Source organism: Sinomicrobium endophyticum, from assembly GCF_052983315.1.
Genome location: NZ_JBRKIS010000043.1, coordinates 313163 through 334306, shown reverse-complemented (window position 1 = coordinate 334306; position 21144 = coordinate 313163). Strand labels below are relative to the sequence as shown.

Genomic DNA, 21144 nt, shown 5'->3' with positions numbered 1-21144 from the left:
TGAAGGGAATGGCTTATTGGTTACACTTCATTGTTGTAATTTCCGGGAAGATAATTCTCCGGACCTGGTTGTCAGACGGAAAGACCTACCGCTTCCCCAATCAGGGTGGCAGGAGTACAGTCTGTAATCTTAACATTTACAAAATCGCCTACTTTATAATTTTCTTTTGGGAAAACCACCACGGTATTTTGTGTGTTGCGTCCCATCCAGTGGGCGTCACTTTTTTTGGAGGGGCCTTCGACAAGTACCTCTTCCGTTTTGCCGAGATGCTGCTGTGTCCTGTACAATCCGTGTTGTTGTTGCAGGGTAATGATCTCCGTAAGCCTTCGCTTTTTCACTTCTTCGGGGACATCATCATCCATTTTTCTGGCTGCAAGGGTGCCGGGCCTCTCGGAATAAGCAAACATAAAACCGAAATCGTATTTTACATATTCCATGAGGGAAAGGGTGTCCTGGTGATCTTCTTCGGTTTCCGTCGGGAACCCGGTGATCATATCGTGTGAAATGGCACAGTCCGGAATGATCTTGCGGATATTATCTATGAGTTCAAAATATTCCTCACGGGTATGCAGGCGGTTCATGGCTTTTAGTATCCGGTTGCTACCGCTTTGTACGGGCAGGTGGATGTATTTACAGATATTCGGGTACCTGGCCATAGCTTCGATTGCATCGAGTGTCATGTCCTGTGGGTTGGAAGTAGAAAAGCGGATACGCATCCGGGGTTGAGCCTCCGCTACCATGATAAGCAGACCAGCAAAACTCACAGCGGTGGCTTTTTGCATTTCAGATGCATCGTCATAATCTTTTTTCAGTCCGCCTCCATACCAGAGGTAGCTGTCCACATTTTGTCCGAGCAGGGTTATTTCCTTATAACCTTTCTCCCATAGTTCGTTTACTTCTTCGAGTATGGACTGCGGGTCCCGGCTTCTTTCGCGCCCCCTTGTAAAAGGTACTACACAGAAGGTACACATATTGTCGCATCCCCTGGTGATTGATACAAAGGCGGTTATCCCGTTACTGTTCAGGCGAACCGGGGCTACATCGCCATAGGTTTCTTCTTTGGAGAGGATGACGTTTACGGCATTCCGGCCCTCATCTATTTCCTGTACGAGGTTGGGCAGGTCTTTATAGGCATCGGGGCCAACGACCATATCCACTATTTTTTCTTCTTCCAGGAATTTGTTTTTGAGGCGTTCGGCCATACAGCCCAGCACCCCCACTTTCATTCCCGGGTTTATCTTTTTAACGGCATTGAATTTTTCGAGCCTTTTGCGTACGGTCTGCTCGGCCTTTTCCCGTATAGAGCAGGTGTTTATAAGTACAAGATCTGCCTCTTCCATCTGGCTGGTGGTATTGAAACCTTCATTGGCCAGGATAGAAGCCACGATTTCGCTATCGGAAAAATTCATTTGGCAGCCGTAGCTTTCGATATAAAGCTTTCTGCCGTCCTTTCCGTTCCGTATTGCCTGCTCCGTATCTTTTTGCGGATCCAGGATAAGGCTTTCTCCCTGTTTCTTTTCGTCAATTATTTTTTCCATAAGGACTCGGGCCCGTTACGGGCGGTTATTTTGTTTCCCGGAACCGATCAGCAACCTAACCGGGGAATCGATGTAAAGCGATTGTCAATTAAATTATGGTGCAAAGATAGAATTATTTATAAACTTAGTGACAAATTGTCAGCGCTATTTTAGCGCAACCATTTGCAGGATGATACGTCTATTTAATAACCAAACCAAAACATATACCTTATGAAAACGAATGCTTTTACCCTCCTGTTATTTGTTACGGGGTTGTTCGTGTCGTGTGACCGTGATAAAGATTACGAAATTGTTAATATTGCCACCCCTCTGTATTTGATGCTGGAAACCCTTAGGACATCTATAGAAGTAACATCGCCCCGCCCCATTGCCGTGTCCGGCAAAATATACGCCAGGGAAAATACAGTGTTTGTTAATGATGCCGAAGAAGGAATACATGTTATAGATAATTCCGATCCGGTCTCACCCCGGAAAATCGCCTTTATAAAAATTCCGGGGAATATGGATATGGAGGTAAAAGGGGATTTTTTATATGCCGACAGTTATGTAGACCTGGTGGTTTTTGATATATTGGATATTAATAATATTAAGGAAGCAGACAGGTTAGAGGATGCGTTTGCTTATACCGCACCCTTTCCGGAAGGGGATAATATTTATGTAGACAATGATGCCTATCAGAGCGGTAATGGTGTTGTCGTGGGCTGGGAAATAAAACGGGGAGTAAGAAAAATTGAAACTCCGGATCCGCACATTATAAGGTTCAATGATTTTGCGGCCGAGAATGCCCATGCGGTTACAGGTGCCGGAGGCTCCCTGGCACGTTTTAAGATCGTAGAAGACTACCTGTATACGGTAGACTGGAACAGTATCCATATTTTTGATATAAAGAATATGAAAAAACCGGATAAAACAGGTCAAATGTATGCAGGGATTCTTATAGAGACCATTTTCAACAGGGATGAATTGCTGTTCCTGGGCAGTGGGCAGGGTATGTATATTTACGATATTTCTACGCCATCCACTCCCGAATATGTTTCGGAGTTCAGGCATGCCAAAGCTTGCGATCCGGTGGTAGTGGACGATACTTATGCTTATATTACCCTAAGGGCGGGTAATCCCTGTGGGGAGATTGAAAGCAGTCTGTGGATAGTGGATATTACCGACATATCTTCTCCTTTTCCGGTAAAATCCTATGCGATGGATAACCCTTACGGTGTAGGGATCAGAGGCGATATGTTGTTTGTCTGCGACGGCGATTCCGGATTAAAGGTCTACAATAAAGCCGATGTGGAAAACCTGGAATTGCTCCACCATTTTGAGGATATCAAAACCTATGACGTCATTCCTTTGCCGACCCGTTTGTTGATGATAGGGGATAATGTGTTGCACCAATACGGTTATACGGACGATGGGATAGAACCCGTAAGCCGGTTTTTGCTTCAATAACTACGATAGTCATAATATTTTTAAACGTCCGCCTTGCCCAGGCGGATTTTTTTATGTGTTTGTCTTACTGTATGCAGGGTAATTCCGCAAAATCAATTTTTTAATATACTTTTGTAATCTTAAAAATGGGTTTATGGCAAAGAATTTAGTGATTGTAGAGTCGCCTGCCAAGGCGAAAACCATAGAGAAGTTTCTCGGAAAGGACTATAAGGTAGCATCCAGTTACGGACATATATCGGATCTGCCTTCCAAGGAACTCGGTGTGGATGTGGAAAAGGACTTCAAGCCTAAATATATTGTTTCGAAAGACAAGAAGGAAGTCGTTAAAAGCCTCAGGAGCCTTGCCGCAAAAGCCGATATGGTATGGCTGGCGAGTGATGAGGACCGGGAAGGAGAGGCTATTGCCTGGCACCTGGCAGAACAATTGAAACTGGACCAGTCTAAAGTAAAAAGGATCGTTTTTAATGCCATAACCAAAAATTCCATTTTAAAAGCGATTGAAAACCCCAGGGGAATCGATTATAACCTTGTAAATGCACAGCAGGCCCGGCGTGTACTGGACCGCCTGGTAGGTTATGAGTTGTCACCGATTCTCTGGAAAAAGATAAAAAGCGGCCTTTCCGCCGGACGAGTACAGTCGGTAGCAGTACGGCTTATCGTAGAGCGCGAACGTGAGATAACTGCTTTTACTCCGGAGGTTTCTTTCCGTATCGTAGCGGAATTTACAACCGAAGACGGAAAGTCGTTGAAAGCAAAACTGCCTAAAACCTTTGCGACTAAGGAAGAGGCCAGGAAATTCCTGGAGAGCAATATCGGCGCGGAATTTCGGGTGGCAAATCTGGAAACCAAACCCGCAAAAAAGACGCCGGCGCCACCGTTTACAACCTCGACATTGCAACAGGAAGCTTCGCGGAAGCTTTATTTTTCGGTAAGCAAGACCATGAATATAGCCCAGAGGCTTTATGAAGCAGGACTTATTACCTATATGAGAACGGATAGTGTGAACCTTTCCCCGGAAGCGCAGGAAGCAGCAAAAGAAGAGATCCAGCGCGAATACGGACAGAAATACAGCAAACCGCGTAATTTTTCGCAAAAGGCAAAAGGAGCACAGGAAGCTCACGAGGCTATCCGGCCCACAGATATTTCCCGGCACTCCGTGTCTGTAGAAAGAGACCAGGCCCGGTTATATGACCTGATATGGAAACGTACCATAGCGTCGCAAATGAGCGATGCCCAACTGGAACGGACCGTGGTGAAAATAGAAGCCAATACACATAAGGAACAATTTACAGCAAATGGTGAAGTCCTGAAATTTGACGGTTTCCTGAAGGTGTATATCGAAGGAACGGACGATGAGGACGAAGAGCAGGCCGACCTGCTGCCTGCACTGACTATCGGGGAAAACCTTCTTAACCATTACATGACGGCGACGCAGCGGTTTTCAAGGCCACCGTATCGCTATACGGAAGCTTCCCTGGTTAAAAAACTCGAAGAACTGGGTATAGGACGCCCTTCTACATATGCACCAACCATATCCACGATTCAGAACAGGGGATATGTTGAAAAAGGAAGTATTGATGGCACCGAACGAAAGTATATTCAGTTTACCCTGAAAAAGGAAACTTTAGGGGAGAAAACCCTGTCGGAAATTACCGGATCGGATAAGGGAAAGCTGGTGCCTACGGACATAGGTATGATTGTCAATGATTTTCTCGTCAATCATTTTGAAAATATCCTGGACTATAATTTTACTGCCAGGGTTGAACAGAATTTTGACGATATAGCTTCAGGGCAGGAAGACTGGACCCTGATGATGAAAGATTTTTACAAAGGTTTTCATCCGCAGGTAAAAGATGTGGAAGAGAACGCGGAAAGAGAGACCGGGGAAAGGGTTCTGGGAACAGATCCGGAAACCGGAAGGCAGGTCAGTGTTCGCCTGGGGCGTTTCGGTCCTATGGTACAGATAGGTGTGGCCGATGAAGAGGAGAAACCGAAGTTTGCCAGTCTCTTGCCGGAACAGACTATAGAAGGTATTAACCTGGAAGAGGCGCTGGAGTTGTTTGCTCTACCTCGTGCCCTGGGAGACCACGAAGGAAAAGCCGTAGAGGTAAATGTCGGAAGGTATGGCCCGTATGTTCGTTACGACAATACGTTTATATCCCTCGATAAAGGAGAAGATGTCTTTGATGTTTCCCTGGAACGGGCTGTGGAGCTGATCAAAGCCAAACAAAAAGCAGATGCACCCATTGCCAGTTATAAAGGGAAAGAAGTAACCAAAGGCAAAGGCCGTTTCGGTCCCTTTATTAAATGGGATGGCATGTTCGTTAATGTGAATAAAAAGTACGATTTTGATAATCTTTCGGATTCCGATATCCGGGAGCTTATAGAGGATAAGCTTAAAAAAGAGGCGGAGAAAGTTGTACAGGAATGGCCGGATGAAGGGATAAGAATAGAAAAAGCCCGATGGGGGAGACATAATGTAATAAAGGGTAAGACCAAGGTGGAGCTTTCCAAAGATGTGGATGTAAGTAAAATGAGCCTGGAGGAAGTGAAAGGGATGCTGGATAAAAAAGCCCCTAAAAAGAAAAAGACAACAAAGGCAAAGAAGTAGGTGGTGTTGATTTTAGGGAGTTATTAATTTCCGGATGTTGGATTTTTACAGGAACATTTTCGTATATTCCGGCTTTCTTTTCCGCTTGAAGTGAATGATGACGGGTGTTGTATGGAGAGAATGGCAATGTACCTGTGGCATAAAAAAGAATGATTAAGAAAAAAGCAGCTTCGGCTGGATAAACCCAATCTTCGAAAGATACAGACTGTATGGATTTTGAGTTTTTGTCCCCGGTAAGCACGGTGGTTTTAGCACATAGTCAACTGCTGTCCCGGCAAACTATAGGGAAGTATATTAGTATTCATACCGAAAAAGACGGGTTTCCGGACCTGGATGACGTGCAACTGGCGATAATAGGGGTAAACGAAACCCGGAATGCTTCGATTCGGGCAATGGACCGGCCGGATCTGAATGAAATAAGAATACAGCTGTACCAGCTTTTTACGGGAAACTGGGGTAGTAATATCGCAGACCTCGGAAATATAGAGCCGGGGGAAACAGTAGAAGATACTTACTTCGCCGTAAAAACTTTGGTGGAACATCTGGTAAAAAACCACACGGTCCCTATAGTCATAGGGGGGAGCCAGGATATTACATACGCCACTTACCGCGCTTTTGACAAGCTGGAACAAATGGTCAATCTGGTAGCGGTGGACAGTAAATTCGATTTCGGTTCGTCCGAAGAGCTCATTTCTTCCAATTCTTACATGAGCAAGATAATCGTGGAACAACCGAACAATCTGTTTAACTTCTGTAATCTGGGATACCAGACCTATTTTAATGCCCAGGAAGAAATAGACCTGATGGAAAAGCTCTTCTTTGACGCTTACAGGCTTGGCACCGTGACCGGGGATATTAGCCTGGCGGAGCCCGTTTTCCGCGATGCCGATGTGGTAAGTATAGATATGACCGCGGTGAGGTCTGCCGACCTGGGGAACGCTCCCGATACCTATCCGAATGGTTTCGACGGTCGTGAAATCTGTGCCATAGCAAGGTATGCGGGGATCAGTGATAAAGTTTCCGTATTCGGTATTTATGAGAACAGAAATACCCGTATGAATGCCCAGCTTGCAGCACAGCTACTCTGGTATTTTATGGAAGGATATAATTTCCGGAAAAAAGACTATCCGTTTATCGGAACACAAAGTTATGAGAAATACATAGTGCCGATGGAAGATCAGGAACTGTGTTTCTACAAAAGCGATATCTCCGGGAGATGGTGGATAGAAGTGCCAATTCTGGGAGAGATGAATAATAAATTCAAAAGACATACGTTATTACCATGCACCCATAAAGATTATTTAGACGCCTGTAATGAAGTTGTTCCCGAACGTTGGTGGAAGGCGTATAAAAAAACAGCTCTGGGATAATTTCCGGCAAAGGGGGCTTTTTGAAATAGAAATAAAACATCTGGCTAAAAAACCTTGTTCTGGATAATTGAAGTAGGTATGCTCGAATTTTTTAAACTATAATTAACCGAAAAAACGAATGAAAAGACTATTGTTTGTTATAACCCTGGGATTATTTCTTTATAGTTGTGGCAAAAAGGACAGGGGAGAACTGGTTGGAGTAGGCGGAAAACGGTGGCATCCGGAAAAACCTTATGGAATGACTCTGGTACCCGGAGGTTCTTTCATCATGGGTAAATCCGAAGCGGATGTGGCCGGTGGAATGAATGCCCCTACCAAAACCGTTACGGTAAGGTCGTTTTATATGGACGAAACCGAAATTACCAATAGCGAATACAGACAGTTCGTGGAATGGGTAAAGGATTCTATTGTTCGTACAAAACTTGCCATACTTGCCGACTACGAAGGCTTTACCCCCGGAGACGGAGGTATAGGAGAATATGCCTTTAAGGATGCGGATACTTCCAAACTTTCGGCTTATGACAAGTATATGCTGGAAAACTATGATGGAATGGGAGAGACCGGGTATGAAGGACGAATGCTGAATAAAAAAAGAAGGCTTATCTGGGATACGTCCAAGTATCCGGACGAGTACTACACAGAGGTAATGGACTCTATGTATCTTTCCATGGAAGAGTCGTATAACGGATATCGTACCATAGATGTTACCCAGTTAAAGTATAAATATACCTGGATGGATATTCAGGCTGCAGCCAAAATGAAGAAAGGCAGCAGGAAAGATTTTCTTAAAACGGAAGAACTGATGATCTATCCGGATACTACCGTTTGGATCAAAGACTTTTATTATTCCTACAACGAACCCATGCACAACGATTATTTCTGGCATGATGCGTATAGCGAATATCCGGTTGTGGGTGTGTCCTGGAAACAGGCCAAGGCATTTTGTAACTGGAGAACCAAGTATAAGAATGATTTTCAGAAAGCCAGGGGAAAAGGTTTTGTCAACCAGTTCCGTCTCCCGATCGAAGCAGAGTGGGAGTATGCTGCCCGGGGAGGTCTGGAATCCGGAACTTACCCGTGGGGAGGTCCTTATCTCATAGATGAGCGAGGCTGCTTTCTTGCCAATTTTAAACCGAACAGGGGAGATTATGCTTCTGACGATGCCCTGTATACCGTAGAGGCAAAATCCTATAAGCCGAATGATTACGGATTGTACAATATGGCCGGAAATGTTTCGGAGTGGACCAACTCCGCTTATGATCCCAATTCTTACGATTACGCTTCGACAATGAATCCGAATGCATATGACGAACGAAATAAGAGAAAGGTGATCCGGGGAGGTTCCTGGAAAGATGTAGCCTATTTTCTGCAGGTCAGCACACGTGATTTCGAATACCAGGATTCCGCCCGGAGCTATATAGGCTTCCGTACGGTACAGGATTATATGGGAACCAGTGAAATAGGTCGCTAGATCCAAAGTTTATCTGAACTTTTTAACTAAATATATTACAAATCAACTATTACCATTATGGCAAAATCTAAATCTAGTAAAAAGCTGTTTAATATGGCCTACGGCCTCGGTGCCTCCATTGTGATTTTAGGAGCGTTATTCAAGCTGAACCACTGGGAAATCGGTTTTCTGGACGGAACCGTACTCCTGGCCATAGGGCTTGTTTCGGAAGCACTTATATTCGCCATTTCAGCTTTTGAACCGGTAGACGAAGAATTGGACTGGAGCCTGGTGTATCCCGAACTTGACGGGGGAGAGGCCAGAAAAAGAGAAAAGAAAAGCCAGGAAGATGCGGCCGAAGCCGAAGGAATGCTTTCTAAGAAACTGGACAACCTGTTGAAAGATGCAAAAATCGATGCAGAGTTGATGAGCAGTCTCGGACACAGCATACGTAATTTTGAAGGAGCCGCAAAAAACATGGCGCCTACTGTAGACGCCATTTCTTCTACGAAGAGATATAGCGAAGAACTTTCTCTTGCAGCGGCACAGATGGAATCTCTCAACAGTTTGTATAAAGTACAATTGGAAAGCACCGGAAGGCAAGCGGCCATTAATGAAGAAGTAGCTAATAACGCAGGAAGACTAAAAGAACAAATGGAGTCTCTTACCTCAAACCTGTCTTCTCTGAACAATGTGTACGGAGGAATGTTATCTGCTATGATCAAACGCTAATTAGTAACCCCATACAACCAAAAATCAAAACTAATTAGACATGGCAGGAAATAATTTATCACCACGTCAAAAAATGATAAACCTCATGTACCTTGTGTTTATAGCCATGCTGGCCATAAATATGGGAAAAGAGGTACTATCTGCATTTGGCTTGTTGAATGAGAAACTCGAAGCTTCTAATGTTAAAGCTACATCGGATAATGCGGTTGCACTTGAAGGCCTTTCGAGGCTGGCAGGCGAAAAACCGGAGCGGTACCAGCCCGTACTGGAAAAAGCAAACCGGGTAAAGGAAGCTTCTACAGATTACTATGCTTACCTCGAGGAACTGAAGACGGAAATGACCGAAAACTTAAAGGATAAAAGAGATTATGAGAAAATGGATCAGGCCAAGTTCCTGGATAAAAAATTCTTTAAAGGAGGAGGTAAGTACACCGAAGAAGGGCAGGAGTTCGTAGACCAGATGAACAACTACAGGGAAACTGTAGTGGAAGCTCTCGGCGAGAATTTTACTGAAGTAAAAAGTTCTGTTGCAGAACGGTTCTCCACCGGTACTAACGGAAAGGCAGAAAACAGGGCAGGGGTCAAGATAGACTGGTTGAATTACAACTTTGAGGGATTCCCTCTGGTAGCTTCCCTGACTAAAATCACCCAGATACAGGCCGATATCAAAACTACGGAAAGCGATATCTTCGGGGCAATGCTGGGAGAAGAGTTGAGCAGTGAGGTATCTATGACCAATTATACTACATTGCTGGAACAACCCAAATCTGCTTATTACCAGGGAGAGACTTTTGACGGATCTATTGTTCTTGGTAGAACGGATGCAACCACAAAGCCACGCGAAGTAGAACTTTTTCTGGATGGGAAAAAACTATCTGAGAATGATTATGAACTGGACGGAGGGAAAGTAAAACTCAAAATAAGCGCAGGTAGCCCGGGAGACCACAAACTGGAAGGGAAACTGGTGTTTATGCAGAATGATGAACCTGTTGAGGTACCCGTTTCCTCTACTTTTGCCACAATTACCAAGCCTAATGCCGCAGTTATTTCTGCGGATAAAATGAATGTGGTATACCGTGGTGTTTCCAACCCCATTACCATATCCATACCCGGCATACCGGATAATAAAGTATCTGCATCTGCTACGGGATTATCCAGGGTTTCCGGCAGTAAATATACCATGAACCCGGGATCGGGTCGGACGGTAAACATTACGGCCAGGGGTACGCTGCCGGACGGACAAGGTATCAGTACGACTTCCGAATTCCGTATTAAGGATGTGCCGAGGCCTTCCGGAACCATACGGGGAGAATCCGGTGAGGTAAGTATGCCGAGGTCCAGCCTGGAAGTTTCTACCGTAGGAGCAGTGTTGGAAGACTTTGATTTTGACCTTAATCTCGGAATCCGTGGATTCAAATTCAAGGTTCCGGGACAACCTACCATTTCCGTAAATGGTAATAAACTGGATGGTGCAGCCAGAAATGCCCTCAAAAGAGCAAGGAGAGGTGATGCTGTTCAGGTATTTGACATAGAAGCTTATATTACTGGAAATACCGGGTACAAATTGAAAAAAGTATCGCCGGTAGTTATCCAGCTTACCAACTAGTATAAGCATTACATATAATCCATATACCCGGGGTTATGTGCCGCCCTCCCCGGAGGGCGGCATATTACTTCTGGTCCTGTATGTGATTTTACATCTGAAACAATTTAAAAACTGAAGTATATGAATCGGAGAGTTACTATTCCGCTTTCCCTGGTTTTTGCTATATGGTCTCATGTTTCCATCGGGCAGGCTAACCTTCTCAATGCCAAGAAACCCGAAGAGATCGGGGTGAAGACAGAAAGGCAGAAGGAGGCAGACAACGATGCACCTATGGACTACGGTTACGTAGATGACAGAGACGTTATGTGGACTAAAATGATCTGGGAAGTTATTGATTTGAACGAAAGGGTGAACTTTTCTCTCTACTATCCTATAGAACCTATCAGGGAATCTAACAGGAAATCTCTTTATGACGTATTTGTAGATGCCATAAAGGAAGGAAAGCTCGAAGATATTTATGTCGATTCCTATTTCACGGAAAAAAGAGAATTTAAGGACCTGGAGTCAACCCTGTCCAAGATCGATACTACCGATATGGGGTATGAGCAACTGAATGCGGGCGAGCAGGTATCGCCGGAGTATATCGATAAGAGAGACATCAGTGCGGCCGATATAGTGGAGTACCACATTAAAGGAGTCTGGTATTTCGACAAACGTCAGGGAGAATTGAAGTATCGTTTGTTGGCCATAGCGCCGGTGGCACCGGATGTAAACTTCATAGATTCGGATGTGGATGACGGGTCTAACCTTGTGGAATTGTTCTGGGTGTGGTACCCTAGTGCCAGACAAATCCTTCACGAGGCAAAAACTTTCAATAACCGGAATTCGGCGGCCCCCCTTTCTTTTGATACGATATTGAATACCAGAAGATTCAATGCCACTATCTACAAAGAGGATAATGTTCATGGAGACAGGCCTATAAAAGATTATGTAGTAGAAAACTCCTTGTTCCAGCTATTGGAGGGAGAACGGATAAAAGATAAGATAAGAGGGTACGAAGAAGATATATGGACGAACTGATGTCTTTTATATATTTACGTGTGATAATTTGTAACGGCGCCTTTCCATTGGAGAGGCGCTTTTTTTTGCTTGTAAGCGAGCTTTGTCCAAATTAAGGGATATTGTAAGTTTGGAATTAAAACGTTATGTAGCGCCTTGTACCGTTTTGGATTTTTCTTAGGGGAAACAGGGGTTTTAGAAGGTACCTTTATTCCGTTTCTACGGGGAAGATCAGGGTTACGCGCGTACCTTTGTTCACGGTACTCTTAATGTCTATTTTTCCGTTTAGAATAATGAGAAGATCCAGTATGATTTTAATCCCCAGGCTTTTGTTGGGAGTGTCAAAGGAGACGTTCTGTTCCTCGCGCGGATTCATTAACGATTGATAGTACTGTAGTTGTTTTTGAGAAATGCCCTTGCCGGTATCTTCTATGACAATACGCAGTGTTTTCTCACGTATAAAGGCGTACAGGGTTATTTTGCCGTTATGTGTATTTTTAACGGCATTATCCAGGAGATTATGAATAATTATAGATAGTAAATGCTTGCTTACCAATGTGGTAAAATTATAAGGAACGTAGTTGTATATCCTGGTTCTTTGCGAGTTTGCTATTTCCGTGAACAGAGAAATTTTTTCTCCTATGAGGAGTTGGAGATCGTAACTTTCGCGTGGAGTGTTTCCCATACCTTCGTACATACGGGCCTTACTGTAATCCAGGATTTCGCTGATAAACTCGTGTATTTTTACGGAGGCCGTGTACATGGAACGTATACCTTCCCGTATCATTTTTTTATTTCCGGTGTCGTAATTGGCATAAAGATATTCTCCGGTATCTACCATAAAGCGAAGAGGGCTGCGAATATCGTGACTGATAGAGGCAATAAGTTTTTCCTGTATGGCGGTTTGCTGTTTCAGTTTATCTTTGGTTATTCTGAGGGTTCGTATGGTGTTCCGCAGGTGCCGTGTACTTTCTATTATTTTCTTTTTAAGCAGGGCATTTTTGTACCGGACATATTTAATACGCAGTTTGATGCCGTAAAAAATAACCACTGGTATGGCCAGGCATAGCAATATGTGAAACCAATCCGTTTCCCAGAAATAAGGCGATACCACCAGGGTTATTCTCTTATGGATATAGTACGAATAAAAGCTGTTCATTTTTCGTATTACAAGAGTGTGTTGTCCGGGAGGCAGTTGCGAAAAGGTTATGGTCTGGCCATCTTCTATATACTCCCAGTTTTTGGTATTTTCATCTTCCAGCTTAAATTCCATGTTAAGATTGTAGGCATTGTCATAGTAAGGGGTTGCCAGGCGTATGTGTATCCGGCCAAAATTGCGTTTGAGTGTTAACGTGTCCTGGTTTGCGGAAAGAGTATCGCCTGCAGTCCTTACTTCGTCTACGTACATAGTTCCGTTGGGAAGTTCTGGTTTTACCTTTCTGGGATGAAATATTACAATACCGTTGAGAGACGGAAACGCAATATGACCGTTGTGTAGTTTAATGCCACAGGGTTCACATCCGCCTGTAAATTCATTGGAAAGGAAACCGGAATCCTTATCGTAGTAATGATAGTATACCTGTTCCATTTTTCCGGAAGCATAGTCCAGCATCTTTTTCTTTGACGCCTGGAACAGTCCTTTGCCGGTTGTGATCCACAGATACCCTTCGTTGTCTTCGATAATGCAATGAGACGAAAGCATATATCCCTTCCGGTCCGGCGGAAAATCCGTAAGTACGCCGTTTTTGTAAAGAAATAAGCCTTTGGTGGAAGTGGTTATCCATATCTCACCGGGGGCGGAGGCATAAAGGCTGGTGATCTGCTTGCTCTTCAAGCCTTCAATATTGCTCGATTTTCCTGTGGTGAGATCCATTTTATACAAGCCTTTTAAGCTCCCGAGCCAAAGCGTGGAGTCTGTGGTCTGTAGCATGTACTGAACCCGGAAATTCAATTTTTTGTAAGGTTTCGGAGAGCATTTCGGATCTGCGGAATCCAGGTAGTACAGTGAACTTTCTGACGCTTTTCGCTTATCCTTGTTAAGGTGCATTGCAATCCATATTCTGTCGTCTGTGCCCTTGTGGAGTTGTTCTATGGGATAGGGCAAAACCCATTGTCGGAATTCCTGATAGTCGGTATCTTTCCGGAAGCGGTAAAGGTGATTTTGGTTTTTAGTCCATATATCTCCCTGGTTATCCATCATCAGACTGTGTTTATCACTGTCCCAGGGAGCATTCAGTTTTTCTCCGGAGATACTGCCTGCATTAATAATGGCTCCTGTAGCGGTAAGTATTTTATTGGAAGTGTAATTAGTGAGAGCATATTGTATCCTGTCCGTATTCCATGTATTGACACTTTTAAAATGGTGTTTTTTGATAATTCCCAATCCTTTTGTCTTACTGCCCAGGTAGATGATTTTCAGATAAGAGTCGTAATAGATAGAAAAGATGCTGTTTTCTGGGCCGAAATCGAAATCGGTAAGTATGCGCTCCAGATGTAGTTCGGAGTTTTGAATCTTCAGGAGGTATAAGCTTTTTCGCGTATGTAAAAATGTTTGTCTGGTAACGGTGTTATAGATAATCCCGGTAATATCTCCGTCTTCTGTCGGGACTTCCGTCCTTTCCCGGAAAATCTTTCCGTGGTGTATTCTGCTATATTTTCCGTCTTTTTCAAGATGATACAAGTTATTGTCAATAGTGAAAAAATAACCGGGGGTATTTTGCGGGAAGTAAATTTTCGATGTTTCCCTGGTGTCCTCATTGTGATATACAATCGTGTCGTTGCCGACAACGTAGTAGGTGCTTTCTAATGCAGGAACTACATATCTGTTTTTCCGGAGGTTTGCACTGTCGGCAATATGCATTTCCGGTGTTGAAATAAGGGGGTAGGGTGGCCAACTGGTATTTTGCTTAAAGGTTTTAGCTTTTCTCTGAGATATTAAAAGGGTCTCTCCGAAGTCATTATAAACAAATATGCTGTCTTTTGCCGGTTTTCCCAGGGCATACACCATTTGGTTATTGTGTATGGAGGTATTTTTGGAATTGAATACCCGGAAGTTTCTTCCGTCGTAACGAACCAATCCGTTTTGAGTGAGGAACCAGATAAACCCGTAAGTATCTTTAAATATTTGTTTTACGCTGTTTTGCGGTAACCCGTCACTGTCTGTATACCAATGAATACCGTAGTCTTTATTGTAGAGATTGAGAACCCGGTTGCAATAAGAAATAAGGTGAAGCAGGCTAAAAAGAATGGTCAACGTAAGTCGCATTAGAATCAGAGGGGAATTCTAAAAAAGATTATGTGAAAATCGCAGGTTTAAAAATATGTTAATCAGGTATGAAAAATATCTGTTTTTATCTTGGTTAAAAGATGGTAAAACAGTAGTATGATCCTGAAATAAAGTAAGTTGTAAATAAACGCGTTTGGGGCGTACAATTATACAAAAAAAAATACATATAAAACAGCGGGTTGTTTGTAGAACTTGTTCTATATGTGAAACGAATTTATTCTACACGCACCCTGTATAAGTTCTACAGCTTTTTTAATGGGAATGTGATATGGTCCCTTTAATTTTATGTCAACGTTAATACAGCGTTTCCTAATATCATAATCAAGTGTTTAGAACAGTCAGTCCCGGGGAGTATACCAGCCCGGGAGGGCTGTTTCCACGGAGAGATTATGAGACTGCAAATATAGAAATGGCCTTCCTGATTTCAGGTGTTTTTTATCGGAAACAAAAGAATACGGAAAGGATATGGGCTTTAAACAGCCTTTAAATGTGCACCATAAGGCTTTGATAGACAGTAAAAAAATAAGAGATGTCATTATTCTGTAAATATGTCATGCTTGTATTGCGGATCCGCCACTGCTCTTTTGAAAGTGCGTTGTGGAAAAATAGCAGGGACCAGCGAATATCCCATCTGAAAAGTATACTGGAAGGAGGGGTTTTGTTGTCTAAATCCAAAGAAGAGATTATGGAACTTTTAGGAGACGAATACAATCATTATCACGTAGACCAGTGGAAATATTTTGTGCGGGACCTGAAAAGTTTACCATACAAAATGTACCTCGAAATAGAATTCCGGAACAATATTGTTTCCGTTTGTAGGGTAAAACTCGTTTGAAATTTATGGAAGTAATACTACAGCATCAATCCATTGAAGGTAAAAGTAAGATTGTCCGAAGGCAAATAGAAGCTTTCAGAAGTTCGGGCAAATTATATTTTCACCCCGATTTTCCGTTTTATTATACCGATGGTGTAAAATATGTCATATCCCTTTTCGAGACAGACGATTTGTTAAAAGATATGGCCATGCAGTCCTTTGCACTTTCCGGGGAAGATAATTTTATATGTATTCGTGTATGTCGCGGCCGTATAGATAACTGCTGGGTGGAATATTCCGGAAGAAACGGAGAGTTATTGAAAAAAGTAAGGGTCTCTGCTGATCTTCCCCTGGAACCTGGCGTTTCCATGGCGTTTTGCTTTATCGGACGAACTCTGCTTCTTCCCACCGAATTCTAAGTTTTTTTTAGTACAGGACAAAGATTGTTTTAACCGGGTTTTCTCAGGAAATCAGTTTACGCTCTCTTTGGCAGGGGCAACAAATCAATGGGTTATCGAAATTAAATTTTTGTCATGTACTACTAAATCTAAGTTTCCCATCGTATTTTTAAAAACGATAAGGTGCTCGTTACCCTTACCGGTAACACATCAAAGCGGATATGAAAAATAATACGGCCTGCCCCAAATGAAGTGACAGGCCGGTAGAATAATAAAGAGAAGAAGCAAAGATTTTTTTAATCGTTTTATTTGGTATTGCCTTTACTGATAATTTCATGGGCGAGGTTGAGGTAACTTACTGCTCCTTTGCTCGACGCGTCGTAATTGATAATGCTTTCGCCATAACTGGGAGCTTCACTCAGACGAATATTTCGTTGTACGATGGTGTCAAATATCATTTCACTGAAATGTTGTCTGACCTCTTCTACTACCTGGTTGGATAACCGTAACCGGGAATCGTACATAGTGAATAGCATTCCTTCTATATCCAGTTCCGGATTGTGGATTTTCTGAACACTTTTTATGGTACTTAGAAGTTTTCCCAGTCCCTCCAGGGCAAAATATTCGCATTGAATAGGTATGATAACCGAATGTGCAGCAATAAGTGCATTGAGTGTAAGCAACCCGAGTGACGGGGCGCAATCGATCAGAATATAATCGTATTGGTTTTCCATGCCTCGCAGAGCTTCCCTGAACATATATTCCCTTTTTTCCTTATCCACAAGTTCGATTTCTATGGCCACCAGGTCTATATGGGCCGGGATGAGATCCAGGTTCGGAGATTTGGTTTTTATCACGGCGTCTTTGGCCTTTACGGTATGTTCCAGTAATTGATAGGTGCCTGTCTCCACATCATCTACGGAAATTCCGAGTCCGGATGTGGCATTAGCCTGGGGATCGGCATCTATTAGCAATACTTTCTTTTCCAGAACTCCCAGAGAAGCAGCGAGATTTACGGATGTGGTGGTCTTTCCCACGCCTCCTTTTTGATTTGCAATAGCTATTATTTTGCCCATATAACAAATTATGTATTAACAATACAGGGATATTCTCTGTAATTCCTGAATATCCCGAAGCTTTTCCCTGTATATTGAACAGATATAGTAACAGGGTGGTCAAATTTCCCAAAAAACCGGCTCCGGGATACCAGGAATCTATGGTTGGTTGTTTGCAATGCTGATATGCTTGTACGTCATATGGCTTTAGCCTATTTTTTTGCTATGCCCCTGGCATAAAGCAGGAGCACAAACCCTATGAGCAACAAAATGAAATTTCCCCATACATAACCTGCTTCATTACCGGCTATGGGGTGATACTCTAAAAAATAGCCCAAAATAGTAGTCGTGGAGTAAACAGATATTACAACTCCTGTAAGAGTTAATATTCTTCTCATCAACTTAATACATAATAGGTTTTCACGATACTTGTCCGGGTTTAAGAGTGGGGTGAAATTAGGATATTCTCACGTTTATGCCTTTTCCGGAGGTGTAGAACTAATTCTAATTGCAGGTAGAATGAATTCTATATATCGTGTTTTATGTATAATCAAACGGAAGTTGCTATTACCGGTATCATTTTTTACTTACGGAGTCCTGTTTTTTTGGGGCATAGCTTTCCGCCATTTTTGCGGTAACGGGAGACAATGCCTCTTTGCTTATGGGATGTGTCCATGGAAATGTGAAGAATTCTGTTTCACCCTTGTTGACCGTATACCACAGAACAGCTTTTCCCTCGCGGAAAAAGATCGTACTATCGGTTATCTGTATTTTTTTTAAACTTTTCCAATACATCTTTATTTAACCCCGTTTCCAATTCCAGACCGGAACACCTTATCTTTTCATAATGATCGTTTATCCAGATCATACAGTTTTTCTTGTAGTACCTGGATATGAAAAACAGGAGTCCGCCAATAAGAATAATATTGAATATAAGACTGAACAGCATGTTGCGGTGTAATTTTTTAATCCGCCAGGATAACTTACGCAATACTTCACCTTCCCTGGTTTCATTTTGTTTTACAAAATCTTCGAAGCTGTAATATCCCAGATATTTTGCAAAAACATTCCGTGTAGCCTTATTGGGCCTGATCTTTTTTATCTCTCCGTTTATATACCCTTTGTAATACCTGGATATATTTCTTTCGCTTAACAAAAATCCGTGGTCTTCTTCCATTTTTAGCGCAAGGTATCTTGACTTTCCGCTGGTGTTAACTTCAACGCTTTCTTTATCCACTTTATCAAATACGGACTCCATGAGATGTTGTATCCAATTTTCCATGTTTACTGTGTTTAGGGTGTAATCGTTTTGTTTTCAGGTTGTTTTGATGTGTCGGGCTTTGTCAGCACATTGTCAAAAAGATGTCAGGGTTTTGTCCGCGATCTTTTGCAACTGTTGTTCTTACTTCGCAAGTGTAAGGGCCTTTTTCGCTTTAGGTGTAGCTAACATAGTAAAAGAAAAGGGTTCGTCTTTACGGAAATCCATAATACAGCCGGCTATAGCCGTGGGAAGTGGTCTCCGGCCGCTGTATTACGGGTTTTACTTCCCGAAAATAAATGGAGTGTTTTCCTATTGGTTACTGCAGGCCAGGGGGATATGTCTCCGGAATCCCGGGCTTCTGCCCGGGGTATAACCCCTTTGTCTAATCCAAAATTTTGTCCAGTTATGAGAAGATTACTATTTATTATTACGGTTCTTGTTATCGGCAGTTTATCATTGCTGTCATGTACATACAACGATACGGCGGATAATGAAGCCCTGTACGACACGCAGGGTTCGGGAGGTGAGGATGAGCATATCATACCACCTGAATCCGAAGACGATTAAAAAAAATCACAATAAAGGCCGCGAAATGTTCGTGGCCTTTTATTTTTTGTTAATTTGGGGATTAGACCAAAACAACCCCATGAGATTTATTTTTCCGGTACTGTTTGTTACCATAATATTGTGTAATTCCGGGTGTGATATCCCCGTCAGATCATCTCAGGTAAGCCCGGGAACAGAGATAGATTCTTCCCTGTATTTCTACGAACTTTCAAGAGAGAGCAAAATACCGATTGATAAAAGACTTTTTTACATAAACCGATCCCTGACGTATAGCATACCCGAAAAAGATTCTATGCTGCTCAAAGGGTTGTATCGAAAAATATACCTGCTGAATAGTATAAAGCAGTATGACAGCTCGGGGTATTATGCTGACGAACTCATAAAGCACGCCCGTTTCCACAAAGACACATCCTACCTGGCTAAGGGATATTACAGAAAAAGCAGGGTTTTTGCTTACCTGAACAATCCGGAAGAGAGCTTTAAAAATGCCATGGAATCCAAAAAGTATTACCAGGCTATAGGAGATAGTTCCCAGATGGGGATGCGACTGGTGGAGATGGCAATATCACAGGAACGCCTGGGCGATTATCCGGGAAGCCAGGAAAGCGCAACGGAAAGCCTGGTCTATCTCGATCATATCAAAAACAAACAATATGTTGCCAGCGCTTATAATTGTATAGCTATAAGTTACAGAAAACAGAAATTATATGACAATGCCATCCGTGAATATGACAACAGTTTAAAGTATGTTTCTTCTGCGGCAGACAGCATTGCGATTTTAAACAATATAGCTCTCCTGGAGAGAGATGAGGGCAACCTGGAATCAGCAATAGAATTATGGACTTCGATAGACACTACAGGTCTGCATCCGAAAACGAAGGCACGAATTACAGATAACCTGGCATTTGCCAAATGGTTAAAAGAGCCTTCATCCGACGTGTTCGATGAACTGGAGACCGCACTGCACTTACGATTGGAGACCGGCGATGTGGAAGGACTGCAGGCGAGTTACGCACACCTTTCGGAATATTTTCGCTTTTCAGACCGTCCGCTGGCATTCATGTACGCCAAAAAATACCTGGATGTTGCCAAAACGTATAACAATTCAGAAGACCGGTTAGATGCTTTAAAAAGACTTATCTATCTCACCGAAGAAGATACCCGGTCCTATGCCACAAAATATGTATTGTTAAATGACAGCCTGGAAACGGCGAAATTGCGGGCCAAAAACGCTTTTACCAAGATAAAATACGATTATACCAGGGAAGAACAGCAAAAGCTGAAATATAAATCCGAAAAAGAGAAGGCCGAAATCCTGCTGAAAAATGAGAGGACGGAAAATCTCATCCTGCTTACCGTGGTCATCGGGGTAGCAATAATCTGGTATTTGTGGCATTCTCTCCAAAAGACAAGAGATCAGGCAAGAGTTGCCCGGGAAAAGCAGGAAGCCATTTACAATACCGAAATCCGGTTGTCCAAACGCGTACATGATGAATTGGCAAACGGAATTTATAATGTAATGGTACAGCTGGAAGAAAATGTAACCAATAAAGAGGTGCTGGACAGGTTGGAAAAAATATATATGCTGACAAGAGACATATCGAGAGAAAGTATCCATATCGATACCGGAACTGTTTTTCCCGAAGAACTGGCTTCCATGCTCGGTAGTTATCCTCCCGGAAATACAAAAATTGTTATCCTGGGGCTTGAAACCATTTCCTGGGCCGGAATTAGCGCGGAAAAGAAGATAGTTCTGTACCGGGTATTGCAGGAATTAATGACAAATATGAAAAAACACAGTAAGGCTACCTTAGTAGGAATAACCTTCTCGGATACTGCTAAAGTGTTGAAAATAACCTATTCAGACAATGGGGTGGGGGCGCCCGATAATGTGTTAAAATATGGAAATGGGCTTCGGAATACGGAAAACCGTATTTTATTCGTGAAAGGATATATTACCTTTGAAACTGAAAAAGGCTTCAGGGCCGAAATTCAGTTACCGTACTAATTC

At 42.8% G+C, this 21144-nt stretch carries 16 protein-coding genes; 11 read left to right on the top strand and 5 right to left on the bottom strand.

Translation table 11 applies throughout. The features are described from left to right. Positions 1–71: 71 nt before the first annotated feature. Entirely contained in the window at positions 72–1538 is a 1467-nt protein-coding gene (miaB, locus tag ACVBDU_RS18120; RefSeq protein WP_447181140.1) for a tRNA (N6-isopentenyl adenosine(37)-C2)-methylthiotransferase MiaB, read from the bottom strand. Positions 1539–1748: 210 nt separating this feature from the next. On the opposite strand from miaB, the gene ACVBDU_RS18115 reads away from it, so the two are divergent. From ACVBDU_RS18115 to porN, 7 genes are all read left to right on the top strand, one after another. Further along, entirely contained in the window at positions 1749–2984 is a 1236-nt protein-coding gene (locus ACVBDU_RS18115; protein ID WP_447181139.1) for an LVIVD repeat-containing protein, read from the top strand. Positions 2985–3117: 133 nt separating this feature from the next. Further along, positions 3118–5595 carry a type I DNA topoisomerase gene (gene topA, locus ACVBDU_RS18110; RefSeq protein WP_447181138.1) on the top strand — a complete coding sequence of 826 codons (2478 nt, stop codon included), beginning with the start codon at positions 3118–3120 and terminating at the stop codon, positions 5593–5595. Positions 5596–5804: 209 nt separating this feature from the next. Further along, entirely contained in the window at positions 5805–6965 is a 1161-nt protein-coding gene (locus ACVBDU_RS18105; RefSeq protein WP_447181137.1) for a formimidoylglutamase, read from the top strand. Positions 6966–7083: 118 nt separating this feature from the next. Beyond that, positions 7084–8436, top strand: coding sequence for a T9SS ring complex lipoprotein PorK/GldK (gene porK, locus ACVBDU_RS18100; RefSeq protein ID WP_447181136.1), 1353 nt, complete (start codon positions 7084–7086; stop codon positions 8434–8436). A gap of 57 nt (positions 8437–8493) precedes the next feature. Continuing rightward, positions 8494–9147: a type IX secretion system motor protein PorL/GldL gene (gene porL / locus ACVBDU_RS18095; RefSeq protein WP_447181135.1), complete on the top strand. Its 654-nt coding sequence runs from the start codon at positions 8494–8496 to the stop codon at positions 9145–9147. Between the two features lie 40 nt (positions 9148–9187). Further along, complete coding sequence (porM, locus tag ACVBDU_RS18090; protein ID WP_447181134.1) at positions 9188–10753, top strand: type IX secretion system motor protein PorM/GldM; 1566 nt, start codon at positions 9188–9190, stop codon at positions 10751–10753. Positions 10754–10873: 120 nt separating this feature from the next. Further along, complete coding sequence (porN, locus tag ACVBDU_RS18085; RefSeq protein ID WP_447181133.1) at positions 10874–11773, top strand: type IX secretion system ring subunit PorN/GldN; 900 nt, start codon at positions 10874–10876, stop codon at positions 11771–11773. A gap of 187 nt (positions 11774–11960) precedes the next feature. Here the strand turns inward: porN and ACVBDU_RS18080 are convergent, their stop codons facing one another. Next, positions 11961–15017, bottom strand: coding sequence for a ligand-binding sensor domain-containing protein (locus ACVBDU_RS18080; RefSeq protein ID WP_447181132.1), 3057 nt, complete (start codon positions 15015–15017; stop codon positions 11961–11963). A gap of 550 nt (positions 15018–15567) precedes the next feature. Between ACVBDU_RS18080 and ACVBDU_RS18075 the strand changes: the two genes are divergently transcribed. Both ACVBDU_RS18075 and ACVBDU_RS18070 read left to right on the top strand, forming a co-directional pair. Continuing rightward, positions 15568–15873: a hypothetical protein gene (locus tag ACVBDU_RS18075; protein ID WP_447181131.1), complete on the top strand. Its 306-nt coding sequence runs from the start codon at positions 15568–15570 to the stop codon at positions 15871–15873. 5 nt (positions 15874–15878) lie between these two features. Further along, the gene (locus tag ACVBDU_RS18070) at positions 15879–16271 is read left to right on the top strand and encodes a hypothetical protein (protein ID WP_447181130.1); all 393 of its coding nucleotides are present in this window, start codon (positions 15879–15881) and stop codon (positions 16269–16271) included. A gap of 284 nt (positions 16272–16555) precedes the next feature. On the opposite strand, the gene ACVBDU_RS18065 is transcribed toward ACVBDU_RS18070, so the two are convergent. The 3 genes from ACVBDU_RS18065 to ACVBDU_RS18055 all read right to left on the bottom strand — a co-directional run bounded on the left by ACVBDU_RS18065 (position 16556) and on the right by ACVBDU_RS18055 (position 18587). Continuing rightward, positions 16556–17326 carry a ParA family protein gene (locus ACVBDU_RS18065; RefSeq protein WP_447181129.1) on the bottom strand — a complete coding sequence of 257 codons (771 nt, stop codon included), beginning with the start codon at positions 17324–17326 and terminating at the stop codon, positions 16556–16558. A gap of 191 nt (positions 17327–17517) precedes the next feature. Then, positions 17518–17703 (bottom strand): hypothetical protein, encoded by a 186-nt coding sequence (locus ACVBDU_RS18060; protein ID WP_447181128.1) that lies wholly within the window; start codon positions 17701–17703, stop codon positions 17518–17520. A 356-nt stretch (positions 17704–18059) separates the two neighbouring features. Continuing rightward, positions 18060–18587, bottom strand: coding sequence for a hypothetical protein (locus ACVBDU_RS18055; protein WP_447181127.1), 528 nt, complete (start codon positions 18585–18587; stop codon positions 18060–18062). 384 nt (positions 18588–18971) lie between these two features. On the opposite strand from ACVBDU_RS18055, the gene ACVBDU_RS18050 reads away from it, so the two are divergent. Both ACVBDU_RS18050 and ACVBDU_RS18045 read left to right on the top strand, forming a co-directional pair. After that, positions 18972–19133, top strand: coding sequence for a hypothetical protein (locus ACVBDU_RS18050; protein ID WP_447181126.1), 162 nt, complete (start codon positions 18972–18974; stop codon positions 19131–19133). Positions 19134–19212: 79 nt separating this feature from the next. Next, on the top strand, positions 19213–21141 hold the full coding sequence (locus ACVBDU_RS18045; RefSeq protein ID WP_447181125.1) for a tetratricopeptide repeat-containing sensor histidine kinase: 1929 nt from the start codon (positions 19213–19215) through the stop codon (positions 21139–21141). Positions 21142–21144: the final 3 nt, after the last annotated feature.